The 11,724-nt window shown below is 72.1% G+C and carries 10 protein-coding genes, 1 tRNA gene and 1 pseudogene; 3 read left to right on the top strand and 9 right to left on the bottom strand.

What is annotated here, in order from left to right:
- Nucleotides 1–17: 17 nt before the first annotated feature.
- Both AC5L30_RS23095 and AC5L30_RS23090 read left to right on the top strand, forming a co-directional pair.
- Nucleotides 18–218 (top strand): helix-turn-helix transcriptional regulator, encoded by a 201-nt coding sequence (locus tag AC5L30_RS23095; protein ID WP_112622508.1) that lies wholly within the window; start codon nucleotides 18–20, stop codon nucleotides 216–218.
- A pseudogene (locus AC5L30_RS23090) lies at nucleotides 218–1,763 on the top strand (tyrosine-type recombinase/integrase). Before AC5L30_RS23095 ends, AC5L30_RS23090 begins: the two are co-directional and overlap by 1 nt.
- Nucleotides 1,764–1,826: 63 nt before the next feature.
- Here AC5L30_RS23090 and AC5L30_RS23085 read toward each other — a convergent pair.
- A tRNA-Tyr gene (locus AC5L30_RS23085) sits at nucleotides 1,827–1,910 on the bottom strand.
- A 147-nt stretch (nucleotides 1,911–2,057) separates the two neighbouring features.
- On the opposite strand from AC5L30_RS23085, the gene AC5L30_RS23080 reads away from it, so the two are divergent.
- Complete coding sequence (locus AC5L30_RS23080; RefSeq protein ID WP_124774541.1) at nucleotides 2,058–2,552, top strand: YajQ family cyclic di-GMP-binding protein; 495 nt, start codon at nucleotides 2,058–2,060, stop codon at nucleotides 2,550–2,552.
- A gap of 159 nt (nucleotides 2,553–2,711) precedes the next feature.
- On the opposite strand, the gene AC5L30_RS23075 is transcribed toward AC5L30_RS23080, so the two are convergent.
- The 8 genes from AC5L30_RS23075 to AC5L30_RS23040 form a co-directional block, all read right to left on the bottom strand.
- A complete protein-coding gene (locus tag AC5L30_RS23075) occupies nucleotides 2,712–3,971 on the bottom strand; it encodes an MFS transporter (protein WP_494869770.1) in 1,260 nt (419 codons plus the stop codon).
- A 145-nt stretch (nucleotides 3,972–4,116) separates the two neighbouring features.
- Nucleotides 4,117–4,992 (bottom strand): zinc metalloprotease HtpX, encoded by an 876-nt coding sequence (gene htpX, locus AC5L30_RS23070; protein ID WP_494869769.1) that lies wholly within the window; start codon nucleotides 4,990–4,992, stop codon nucleotides 4,117–4,119.
- 115 nt (nucleotides 4,993–5,107) lie between these two features.
- Nucleotides 5,108–6,607: an NADH-quinone oxidoreductase subunit N gene (locus AC5L30_RS23065; RefSeq protein ID WP_494869768.1), complete on the bottom strand. Its 1,500-nt coding sequence runs from the start codon at nucleotides 6,605–6,607 to the stop codon at nucleotides 5,108–5,110.
- Nucleotides 6,604–8,112, bottom strand: a complete 1,509-nt coding sequence (locus AC5L30_RS23060) for a complex I subunit 4 family protein (protein ID WP_494869766.1) — start codon at nucleotides 8,110–8,112, stop codon at nucleotides 6,604–6,606. Before AC5L30_RS23060 ends, AC5L30_RS23065 begins: the two co-directional genes overlap by 4 nt.
- A 55-nt stretch (nucleotides 8,113–8,167) precedes the next feature.
- Nucleotides 8,168–10,099, bottom strand: a complete 1,932-nt coding sequence (locus AC5L30_RS23055) for an NADH-quinone oxidoreductase subunit 5 family protein (protein WP_494869765.1) — start codon at nucleotides 10,097–10,099, stop codon at nucleotides 8,168–8,170.
- The gene (gene nuoK / locus AC5L30_RS23050; RefSeq protein WP_494869763.1) at nucleotides 10,096–10,458 is read right to left on the bottom strand and encodes an NADH-quinone oxidoreductase subunit NuoK; all 363 of its coding nucleotides are present in this window, start codon (nucleotides 10,456–10,458) and stop codon (nucleotides 10,096–10,098) included. Before nuoK ends, AC5L30_RS23055 begins: the two co-directional genes overlap by 4 nt.
- Entirely contained in the window at nucleotides 10,455–11,015 is a 561-nt protein-coding gene (locus AC5L30_RS23045) for an NADH-quinone oxidoreductase subunit J family protein (RefSeq protein ID WP_494869762.1), read from the bottom strand. Before AC5L30_RS23045 ends, nuoK begins: the two co-directional genes overlap by 4 nt.
- A gap of 25 nt (nucleotides 11,016–11,040) precedes the next feature.
- Nucleotides 11,041–11,637 carry a NuoI/complex I 23 kDa subunit family protein gene (locus AC5L30_RS23040; RefSeq protein WP_494869760.1) on the bottom strand — a complete coding sequence of 199 codons (597 nt, stop codon included), beginning with the start codon at nucleotides 11,635–11,637 and terminating at the stop codon, nucleotides 11,041–11,043.
- Between the last annotated feature and the right edge of the window lie 87 nt (nucleotides 11,638–11,724).

The raw sequence follows: 11,724 nt of genomic DNA, 5'->3' as shown, positions 1-11,724 counted from the left end.
AGGGAGGACACCCGCCCATGACCACCCGCCGCACACCAACCGGGAACCTGCTCACCCTCGCCGAAGTCCTGGACGAACTGCGCGTACCCCGCTCGACCTTCTTCCGCTGGAAGGCCACCGGCCGCGCACCCCGAACCATCAAGTACCCGAACGGCAGCCTGTACGTCCGCCGCCGCGACCTGGACAACTGGCTCAACGACCACGAAGAGGCAGCATGATCAGCACCTACGACGTACGCGTACACGGCATCCTCAAAAACCGACTCACCAGGGGCTACTCATACGTGGTCCGTTGGAAGGTGGCGGGCGAGCCGTTCCGGAAGACGTTCGCGACCCGTGCCCTGGCCGAGAGCTACCGGTCGAAGCTGGTGGTGTCTCAGCGGGAAGGCGTCGCGTTCGACAAGGCCAGCGGACTGCCCGAGCCCATGGCCCGCGCTCTCAACGCCCGTTCGTGGTACGACCACGCAGTGGCCTACGTCGACATGAAGTGGCCCCGCGCGTCGGCGAAGCATCGCAAGGGCATCGCCGAGACGCTGGCCACCGTCACACCGGCACTGCTGGCGACGGACCGGGGCGTGCCCAGCGACAAGGCGGTACGAGCCGCGCTCTACGGGTGGGTGTTCAACAAGGCTCGCCGCGACGCTGGCGACCCGCCCGCTCAACTGGCCGCCGCCGTTCGCTGGCTCAAGGCCAACACCGTCGATCTGACGGCGCTCGCCGACGCTGCCTTGGTGCGGAAGGCGCTCGACACGCTCGCCCTGCGAATGGATGGTGCCTCCGCTTCGGCGAGCACGATTGCCCGTAAGCGGGCAGTCTTCTCCGGCGCTCTCAAGTACGCCGTTGAGCTGCGACTACTCGACACGCACCCGATGACCCTGGTGAGCTGGACCGCCCCGAAGACGGCCGATGAGGTCGACCGGGGAGCGGTGGTCAACCCGGATCAGGCGCGAGCGCTGCTCGCCGAGGTGGGCCGGACCGTGCCCGAGCTGGAAGCGTTCTTCGGATGCATGTACTACGCCGCCCTACGCCCCGAAGAGGTGCTTCACCTGCGCGATGACGAGTACGAGCGGCCCTCCCAGCCTGACGGGTGGGGCGTACTGCACCTGACCGGCTCGACCGTGGCCGTAGGACGCGACTGGGGCGACGGGAGCGACACGGCCGAGGAACGAGGGTTGAAGCACCGAGCGAAGGCCGCCACGCGAGACGTGCCGGTGCCACCGCCGCTCGTGCGGCTGCTCGACCACCACGTCAAGGAGTACCCGCCAGGATCGAACGGGAAGCTATTCGTCACCCGGCGCGGCCCCGGTGGCCGATACGTCCCTACCGCCGGTCAGCCGATCCCGAACAACACCTACGGGAAGGCGTGGCGCGACGCGCGGGCAAAGGTGCTCACCCCGGCTCAGCAGCGATCCCCGCTGGCGCGGCGACCGTACGACCTGCGGCACGCCGCCGTGTCGCTCTGGCTCAATGCGGGGGTGCCGGCTACCCAGGTTGCCGAGTGGGCCGGGCACAGCGTGCATGTCCTCATGCGGGTCTACGCAAAGTGCGTCTACGGCCAGGAGGAAGCGGCCCGCCGCCGCGTGGAGGCGGCGCTCGGCCTGCCGCCGGCCGCTGCCGCACGCCCGGTAGCCGCTGACGAAGCCGCCCCACAACCGGCCGACAAAGCCGCCTGACGGAACCCGCCTGGCGGCTTCCGTCACCGATGATCTCGGCGACACGTATACGACACAGCCAGCGAGATTGAGCGGGCTAGAGCGGGATTGAGTGAGACTCACAAAAGAGGCCCCTGACCGGCGTTCACGCTGGTCAGGGGCCTCTTTTTGCACCTGGTGGCGGGTAGAGGATTCGAACCTCTGAAGCTTTCGCGACGGATTTACAGTCCGCTCCCATTGGCCGCTCGGGCAACCCGCCAGGGCACCCCACCGCGTCGCAACGCGGCGGCGGAAGCAAGAATAGCGGCTCCCCCCGGTACCGACGCAACCGGGTACGGTCAGGGGGTCGTGCCGCTGGTCGGCGGCCGACGGCAAGCCCAGACCGCCGGACAGCAGGAGCACAAATATGGCAGCGAACCCGTCGTTCGACATCGTGAGCAAGGTTGACCGCCAGGAGGTCGACAACGCCCTTCGGCAGGCGGAAAAGGAGCTCGCGACACGGTTCGACTTCCGCGGCACCGGCGCGGAGATCTCCTGGTCCGGCGAAGAGGCGATCGGCCTTCAGGCGGAGACCGAGGAGCGTGTCCGTGCCGCGCTCGACGTGTTCAAGGAAAAGCTCGTGAAGCGGAACATCTCGCTGAAGTCGCTCGATGCTGGCGAGCCACGGCCGTCGGGCAAGATCTTCAAGATCGACTGCAAGGTGATCCAGGGCATCGAGACGGACAAGGCCAAGGCGATCAGCAAGAAGATCCGCGACGAGGGCCCCAAGGGCGTGCAGGCGCAGATTCAGGGCGACCAGCTGCGCGTGACCGGCAAGAAGCGGGACGACCTGCAGGCCGTCATCTCGCTGCTTAAGGGCGAGGACTTCGGCGTCGCTCTTCAGTTCAACAACTACCGCTGAGGGCCGCCGACCCCGACGCGCCAACGACCTGATCCCGGCTTAGATCGACTCGGGTTCCTGAAAGTCGGGGCATCCGGGCAACTGGGACACCGCGACATTCAGAAACCCGAGTCGATCAAGGACAACCCGACCGCCGCGCGGGCCGACCGGCTTACGCGGTCAGACGGTGACGGGTTGTTCGGTGCGTACCGCCGTGGTTTCCGCGCGGGCGATGGGCCCGGCGGGCAGCGCGGCGACCGCGGCTCCGATGGCGACCGCCGCCCCGGCGAAGAGGAACGCCCAGCGGACGCCGCCGGCGTGGTCCACGATCACGCCGGCCACCGAGCCGCCGGCGGCGCTCGCCGCCACCGCGACGGTGACCACCCAGGTGTACGCCTCGTTCAACATGCCGGTGGGGGCGATCCGGCCGACCAGGGTGTTCTCCAGGGTCAGCGCGGGCGCGATGGTGGCACCGCCGGCGACCAGCGCGACACCCAACGCCAGTGGGGTGGGCATCACCGCGAAGACGGCGAAGGTGGCGGCCAGCGCGGCGAGCAGCAGGGCGAACTGGCGGGTCATGTTCGGTGCTGGCTTGCGGACGCCGAACCAGAGCCCACCGATGGCACTGCCGACCCCCCAGACCGCGAGCAGCACGCCGGCGAGGCTCTCCGGGTCGTCGGTGGTGTGGTCGCTGGCGAACGCCGGCACGATCACCCCGGCGGCCCCGAACGCGATGCCTAGGCCGGCCACGCAGATCAGCAGGGCCGGGAAGCCGGGGACCCGCAGCGGGCCGAGCCCGCGGGCGTGGTGCTCCCGGGGGTGCGGACGCCAGCCGCGCATGACCCGCCCGAGGGCCACGGCGGTCGTGCCGACCAGGGTGACCACGGCCGCACCGATCAGCGCGGCCGCCGCGTCGGCGACGAGGACGAAGCCGGCGACGAGCAGCGGGCCGAGCACGAAGACGATTTCGAACAGTGTGGTCTCGGCGGCCAGCGCGGTGTTGCGGAGGTGGTACCGGCCGGAGTTGGGGCCGGTCACGTCGTTCCAGGCGCCTCGGATGGCGGCGGTGAGCGGCGGGTAGGTGGCGCCGGCCACGCCTGCGGCGAGGTAGATGACGGGGAGAGCGTCGTCGCCGGAGCGGCTGGCGAGTAGCAACCCGATGAGCGCCAGCGGGTGGGCCACGGCGGTGAGCAGCAGGACGGGGCTGGGGCCGACCCGGTCGGCGATCCGCCCGGCCACCGGGCTGAGCGCGGCACCGGCGAGGGCGTAGATGCCGCCCGCGATGGCGGCCAGCGAGTAACGCCCGGTCACCTGCTCGACCACCAGGAGCAGCGCCAGCGGGGTCATGCCGATGCCGAGCCGCCCGATGATGCCGGTGATCAGCAGCATGGGCGCGCCGGGGATCCGCCAGACACCCAGGTACTGACGCAGCGCGGTCACCGTGAACCTCCCGAATGTAATGAGCGTGAGCCGTTATGACCCTAACGCCGCCGCCCGACAGGAAGACAGCGGAATAGTTCCTCGACACAGCGATCCGCCCGTACCCGGCGCTGCCGGGTACGGGCGGACGTGGTGGATCAGCGGGTCAGCGCTGGAACTGCACCGGCCCCGAGTTGCGGGCCATCTGCTCCAGCCGGGCCACGCGGTCCTCCATCTTCGGGTGCGTGGAGAAGAGCGCGGCCATGCCGCCGCCCCGGAACGGGTTGGCGATCATGAGGTGGGCGGTGCTGGTGAGCTGGCCCTGGGCCGGCAACGGCCGACGTCGGGCCACCGCATCGATCTTGCGGAGCGCGCTGGCCAGGGCCAGCGGGTCGCGGCTCAACTCGGCGCCCGAGGCGTCCGCCTGGAACTCGCGGCTCCGACTGATCGCCAACTGGATCACCGTGGCCGCGATCGGGCCCAGGATCAGGGTGAGCAGCAGCACAGCAGGGTTGGGTCGGTCCTCGTCGTCCCCGCCGCCCAGCGGGATGAAGAAGGCGAGGTTCGCCAGCAGGGTGATGATGCTGGCCAGGCCGGCCGCCACGCTGGAGATCAGAATGTCCCGGTTGTAGACGTGGGACAGCTCGTGCCCGATCACACCGCGCAGCTCGCGGTAGTCGAGGATCTCGGTGATGCCCTGGGTCACGCAGACGGCCGCGTGCTGCGGGTTGCGACCGGTGGCGAACGCGTTGGGCTGCGCGGTCGGGCTGACGTAGAGCCGCGGCATCGGCTGCCGGGCGTCGGTGGCCAACTCCCGCACCATCCGGTACAGCTCGGGGAACTGCGCCTCGGTGACCGGTTGCGCCCTCATCGAGCGCAGTGCGAGTTTGTCGGAGTAGAAGTAGGTGACGCCGTTCATGACCAGAGACACGAGGACGGCGATGACCAGGCCGCCGCTGCCGCCGAACCAGTAGCCCACCGCCAGGATCAGGGCGCTGAGCAGGCCGAGCAGCGCTGCGGTCTTCAGACGGTTGTGGTGCACGATGTCTCCTTCGGTGCACGGATCGCCGGGATCCGCTGACCGGTGTAACAACCCGGTACCCGCCAACCATCCGTCTCAACGCTGAGAGTTGACTGAGACCGGGGCCCGGGTGGGGTCAGCGGCCGGCCAGGTCGAGCACCAGCTGCGGGGCGACACCGAGCACCACGGCGGCCACCGTCGCCACCGCGAGCACCACTGCCACCACACCCACCACGGGTACGCCCGACGCTCTGCCACCGGCGAGCGCCGCGGCCGGGCCGGGCGTCGTCGGCGGCGCCCAGAGCGCGGCGGTCACCCGCAGGTAGTAGGCGAGGCCGATCACCGCGTTCAGCGCCACCACCAGCGCCAGCCAGCCCGCGCCACCGTCCAGCAGCGCCCGGACCACTGTCACCTTCGCGAACAGGCCGGCCAACCCCGGCGGCAGGCCAGCCAGACCCACCAGCGCGAGACCGAACGCCGCAGCCCGCCACGGGTGCCGGCGGGCTGCCCCGCGCAGGTCGTCCACCATGCCGCCGTCCGCACCCGCCGGCCGCAGGGCGGTCAATCCGGCGAAGGCGGCAAGCTCCAACACCACGAAGAAGACGGCGTACGCCATCGCGGCCGCGTACGCGGCGGACCGTGCCTCGTCCGTGCGCCCGGCGGCCAGCGCCAACGCTCCCAGCGGGGCGAGGATGTACCCGGCCTGCGCGACGGAGGACCAGGCGAGCAGCCGGACGGTCCGTCGCTGACGCAGGGCGACCAGGTTGCCGACGGTCATGGTGAGCACGGCGAGCAGGGCGAGCACCGGACCGGTCTGGTCCGCCGGCAGCGCCCGCTGCACCACGGCGAGCAGAGCGACCAGGCCGCCCAGCTTCGACGCGGTGGACAGGTACGCGGCCACCGGCAGCGGCGCGCCGTCGTAGGTGGCCGGCGCCCACGCGTGGAACGGCACCGCCGCCACCTTGAAGGCCAGGCCGACCAGCAGCACCGCCACCGCGGCGGTGGTCAACGGCAGGTCCCGCAGCGCCGGCTGCTCGGCGAGCAACGCGCCGAGCCGGTCCAGGTGCAGCCCACCGGTCACCGCGTACAGCAGCGCCGCGCCGAGCAGGGTCAGCGTGGTCGCCACCACGCTGACCACGAAGAAGGTCAACGCCGCCTCGGCGCTCGCGAGGCTCCCCCGGCGCAGGCCGACCAGCACGTACAGCGGCAGGGTCAGCGTCTCCAGGGCCACGATCAGCGTGATCAGGTCGCCGGCCGCGCCGAGCACCACGCCGCCGGTCATCGAGCAGGCCAGCAGGAAGGCGTACTCCCCGACCGGCGACCGTCCGGCCCGCAGCGCGGGCACCGACAGCCCGAGCACGCCCAGGGTGAGCAGCGCGACCACCACGCCGACCAGGGCCGCGCGACCACCGAAGACCCACGAGCAGTCGGCGCCCACGCAGAACGTCCGCCGCTCCGCATCGGCCCCGACCAGCGCGGAGCCGACGGCGGTGCCGAGCGCGCCGAGCGCGGCCACCGCGATGGTGGCCCGTGGCCGGGCCAGAAGCAGATCGGTGATGAGTACGAGCACGGCGGTGCCGGCGGCCAGGTAGGCCGGCAGCAACGCGACGCTGTCCACGCTCTGCACGACGTTCATGGTTTGACCACCCCGATCAGGGCGTCGACGGGGGCCTCGGCGACGCCGAGGACCAGCGTCGGCGCCAGCCCGATGGCCAACGCGAGCAGCACCAGCGGCACCCAGGCGGTCAACTCCGCACCGGCCAGGCCGGGGCCGAGCTGCCCGACGGCGGGGCTCGGCCGGTTGTGGGTGACCTGGCGCAGCAACCGCAGGAAGTACGCGGCGGTGAGCGCCCCACCGACCGCCGCCAGCACCCCGAGGGTGGTCCAGAGCGGGCCGCCCACCTGCACGGCGGCGATCACCGCGAACGCCTCGCCCCAGAAGCCGGCCAGCCCGGGCAGGCCCAGCGACGCGATCGCCGCGAACGCGAGCAGACCCGCCAGCCGGGGCGCGGTCTCCCGCAGCCCGGACAGCTCGGCGAGCGTCCCCGTGCCGGTACGGTCCTTCACCGCCCCGGCCAGGAAGAACAGCAGGCCGGTGATCACGCCGTGCGCGACGTTGCCGATCAACGCCGCCTGGATGCCGGTGGCGGTCAGCGTGGCGATGCCCAGCAGCACGAAACCCATGTGCCCCACGCTGGAGTACGCGATCAGCCGCTTCACGTCCGACTGGGCCAGGCAGACCAGCGAACCGATCAGGATCGCGGCGACGGCCAGCACCCCGAGCACCGGCGCCGCCCAACGGGCGCCTTCCGGGGCCACCCCCACCGCGACCCGGATCAGGCCGTACGTGCCCATCTTGAGCAGCACACCGGCCAACACGACACTGCCCACCGTGGGTGCCTGGGTATGCGCGTCAGGCAGCCAGGAGTGCAGCGGCCACAGCGGGCTCTTCACCGCGAAGGCCAACGCGAGCAGGGTGAACGCGGCCAACTGGGTGCCCCTGGACATCCCCGCGCCACCGGTCAGCGTCACCAGGTCGGCGGTGCCGGCGGCGGCGATCACGACGTACACGCCGACCAGCAGCAACACCGAGCCGAACAGTGTGTAGAGGGCGAACTTCCGGGCCGCCCGACGCCGGTCCGCGCCACCCCAGCCGGCGATGATCGCGTACATCGGCAGCAGGACGACCTCGAAGAAGAGGAAGAACAGCACCAGGTCCAGGGCGAGGAAGGTGCCCAGGATGCCCACCTCGACCACCAACAGCAGCGCCACCAGCGCCCGGCCACTGCCGCCGTCCGGCACCCGCCACATCGTGTACGCGCAGCAGAGCAGCGTGAGCAGCGCGGTCAACACCACCAGCGGCCAGGAGATGCCGTCGACGCCGAGGTGGAAGCGCAACTCCAGACCGGGCACCCAGGGCAGGTCCAGTTGGTGCCACGGGCGCACCGCCGGCGCCTCCGCCGACCAGGCGACCCAGCCACGACCGCCGAACACCAGCGGCACCGTGGCCAGCAGGGTCAGCGCCGCCGCGACCGTACCGACCAACCGGGCCACCCGGTCCCGGGGCGTAGCCGCCACCGCGACCGCACCCAGCGCCGGCACCGCCAGCACCGCGACCAGCAACACCTGCCCAAACGTCATTGGACCGCCTCTGTTCGCGACTGCGGGGCTCGCAACCCCGGCTCACTCCTCGCGCTCACTGGTCGACTCCGAGTAGGGCGGCGGCCAGGCCGATCAGCAGCGCGCCGGCCAGTACGCCGGCGGCGGCCCGGGGCAGCGCCGCTCGGTGCAGCGCGGCCAGCCCCGCGCCCAGACCGGACGCGGCTCGCCCGCTGCCCTCGACCGCACCGTCCACCACCACCTCGTCGCCGGTGCGCGCGGCGCGGGCCAGCACGCGGACGGGGCGTACCACAAGGGCATGCTGGACGTCGTCGAGCCGAAACGCGCGGGCGAAGACCGGGCGCAGCGGACCCAGCGCGGCGGCCGGGTCGGCGGCCCGGTCGCGCCGCCAGCCGAGCGTCACCAACCCGGCGCCCAGCAGCAGGAACGCCAACGGCAGCAGCACCCCCGGCCCCAGGTGGACCAGGCCGTCCTCAGAGCCCGCCACCGGGACGGTGGGGAACCGCAGGCGGTCGGCGAACGCCCCGCCGAACCCGGCCAGACCGAGCAGCGCGGCCGGCACGGCCAGCAGCAGCACCGGCCAGCGCAGCACCGCAGGCGGGTCGTGCGGCCGGACCAGCGGCAGGCGCGGCGCGCCGAAGAAGGCGCGCAGCAGCAGCCGGCCGGCGTACCAGGCGGTGACGGCCACGCCGACCAGGCCGGCTATCCAGACGATCCACCCCACCCAGGACGGGGCCGGGCCGGTGCCCTCCAGCGCGGCCGACTGCGCGACCGTCAGTACGCCGTCCTTGCTCCAGAAACCGGCCAACGGCGGCACCCCGGCCAGCGCGCCCAGGCCCACCACCGTGCACCAGAACGTCACCGGCATGCTGCGCCGCAGCCCGCCCATCTCCGACATCAGCGTGGTGCCGACGGCGTGGATCACCGCGCCGGCGGCGAGGAACAGCAGCGCCTTGAAGGCGGCGTGGGTGAGCAGGTGGAACAGTGCGGCCGACGGTGAGCCGACCGCCAGCGCGCCCGTCATGTAGCCCAGCTGGGACACGGTCGACCAGGCCAGCACGCGTTTGATGTCGTCCTGGGCGGTGGCGGCGAGCGCGCCGAGCAGCAGCGTGATCGCGCCGAGCACCCCCAGCACGGTCAGCGTCACCGGCGCGGCCGTGAACAGCGGGTAGAGCCGGGCCACGGCGTACACCCCGGCGGCGACCATCGTCGCCGCGTGGATCAGCGCGGAGATCGGGGTCGGGCCGGCCATCGCGTCCGGCAGCCAGGTGTGCAGCGGGAACTGCGCGCTCTTGCCGGCCACGCCGGCGAGCAGCAGCAGACCCGCGGCGGTCAACGTGGCGCTGGAATGGTCGTGGGCGAGCACGTCGGCGATCCGGAAGCTGCCCGTCGACACGCCGAGCAGCGCGATGCCGAGCAGGAACCCGACGTCACCGACCCGGGTCACCAGGAACGCCTTCATGGCGGCGGCGGGGGCGCCGGCCAGTCGGCGGTCGTGGGCGATGAGCAGGTACGAGCAGAGCCCCATCACCTCCCAGCCGACCAACAGCATGATCAGGTCGCCGGCGACCACCACCAGCAGCATGGCGCCGGTGAAGAGGCTGATCTGGGCGGCGTAGGGCGGGTAGCGGTGGTCGACGTCGACGTCGTCGTGGGGACCGCGCCGCAGGTAGCCGATCGAGTAGACCTGCACGGCCAGGGCGACAGCGGTGACCGCGACCGCGACCAGCGCGGCGGCGCCGTCCAGCCGTACGCCGAGGGTCACCGCCAGCCCGCCGAAGTCGACCCAGGTGGCCGACGTCTCCGTCGGCCCGTCGACCGTGAGCAGCAGCGCGACGGCCAGCGCCAACGCGCCGGCCGCGCCGGTGACGCCGAGCGTCACGGCGGTCGTCCGGGCCCGGTCGCCGCCGGTCGGGCTGTCACGTCGAGGGGCCGGGGGCAGCAGCAGGCCGAGCAGCCCGGCGACCAGCGGTACGGCGGGCAGCAGCGCCCCGAGCAGCCCGGTCACCGGCCCGCCTCCGTGTCCAGGACGGCCGGCTCGCGCGCGTCGACGGGATCCGGCGGCTCGGTCAGCGGCACGTCATCCACGGCGACGGTCGCCCGCAGCCGGTAGAGCTGAAGGACGATCGCCAGCCCCACCCCGATCTCGGCGGCGGCGAGGACGATGACGAACAGCGCGAAGACCTGCCCCGAGTGCGGGAGCACGGCGCGGGCGGTGGTGTCCGCGGTGACCAGGATCAGGTTGACCGCGTTGAGCATCAACTCGACCGACATCAGCACCAGCACCGCGTTGCGGCGGCGCAGTACGCCGTACACGCCGAGGCCGAACAGCAGCGCGGCGGTGACGTACGGGATGACCGGCCTCACCGGCGCCCCCCGGGTTCGCTGTCGACCAGGTCGGCTGCCCGGTCGTCGCCGTGCGGGCCGGCTCGGCCGATGTCCGGCCGGGACAGCACGATCGCGCCCACCAGCGCGGAGAGCAGCAGCACCGAGAGCACCTCGAACGGCAGCACCCAGGATTGGAAGATCTGCTCGCCCAGCCGCTCGGCGGTGCCGGCGTGGGGCAGCTCGACGGTGCTCCAGCGGTACGCGTCGACCAGCAGGGCGGTCAGCCCCAGCCCGGCGCCGCCACCGATCAGCGCGGCCGGCCAACCGGGCCGGTCCAGGTCGTCGGAGACGCCAATCGGAGCCCGGGTCAGCATCACCGCGAACAGCAGCAGGACCACCACCGCGCCCACGTAGATCAACACCTGCACCCAGGCCACCAACTCGGCGCTGAGCACCAGGAAGTCACCAGCCAACGCGCCCAGGCACACCACCAGATAAAGCCCGGCCCGGACCAGGTGTTTGGTGGTCACCACCAGCACGCCCGCGCCGACCGCCACCGCGCCCAGGGCGAGCAGCAGCACGTCCGCCCCGGTCACCGGGCCGTCCTTCCGGCTCGGGCAGTCACGACGCGGGGTCCTGGTCGGCGTCGGGGCGTACCGCCGGCGGGATGGGACGTGCGGCGGCCGCCTTGCGCGCGGCGGACGTCTCCTCCTTGGCCGGCTCGCCGTTCGGGTCGTGCGCGGGCGGCGGCGGAACGGTGGCCATCCACTGACCGAGGTGGTCCTTGTCGTGCAGCAGGTCCTTGATGTCGTACTCGGCGTACTCGAACTCGGGCGACCAGTAGAGCGCGTCGAACGGGCAGACCTCGATGCAGATGCCGCAGTACATGCAGAGCGAGAAGTCGATGTCGAACTTGTCGAGCACGTTGCGCTGGCGGGGGCGGGCGGCGCCGGGCACCGCCACCTCCTCCTTGTGCGAGTCGATGTAGATGCACCAGTCCGGACACTCACGGGCGCAGAGCATGCAGACCGTGCAGTTCTCCTCGGACAGCGCGATCACGCCACGCGAGCGCGGCGGCAGGTCGGGGGCTGTGTCCGGGTACTGCTGGGTGGTCGAACGGCTGGTCATCGTCTTGAGGGTGACCGCCAGCCCTTTCACCAGGCCCGCGCCGGGAAGGCCGCGTTCGCTGGTGTCGCCGCGCTCGCCGGGGTCGCTCATGTCGACCATCCTGCCCTGTGGCCACGGCGCGCGCGACCACCACCCACAGGTCGACGGCGGTACCGTGGTCGCGGGGAGAACGAACGC

The organism is Micromonospora sp. BQ32 (assembly GCF_059358895.1).
The sequence above is the reverse complement of the archived record's forward strand: the minus strand, read 5'-3'. Positions and strand labels throughout refer to the sequence as shown.

Excerpts from the sequence above, each read along its gene's own strand:
- AC5L30_RS23065 (WP_494869768.1), bottom strand. The coding sequence starts at position 6,607 with ATGAACGTCGTGCAGAGCGTGGACAGCGTCGCGTTGCTGCCGGCCTAC.
- AC5L30_RS23060 (WP_494869766.1), bottom strand. The coding sequence starts at position 8,112 with ATGACGTTTGGGCAGGTGTTGCTGGTCGCGGTGCTGGCGGTGCCGGCG.
- AC5L30_RS23095 (WP_112622508.1), top strand. The coding sequence starts at position 18 with ATGACCACCCGCCGCACACCAACCGGGAACCTGCTCACCCTCGCCGAA.
- AC5L30_RS23080 (WP_124774541.1), top strand. The coding sequence starts at position 2,058 with ATGGCAGCGAACCCGTCGTTCGACATCGTGAGCAAGGTTGACCGCCAG.
- AC5L30_RS23040 (WP_494869760.1), bottom strand. The coding sequence starts at position 11,637 with ATGAGCGACCCCGGCGAGCGCGGCGACACCAGCGAACGCGGCCTTCCC.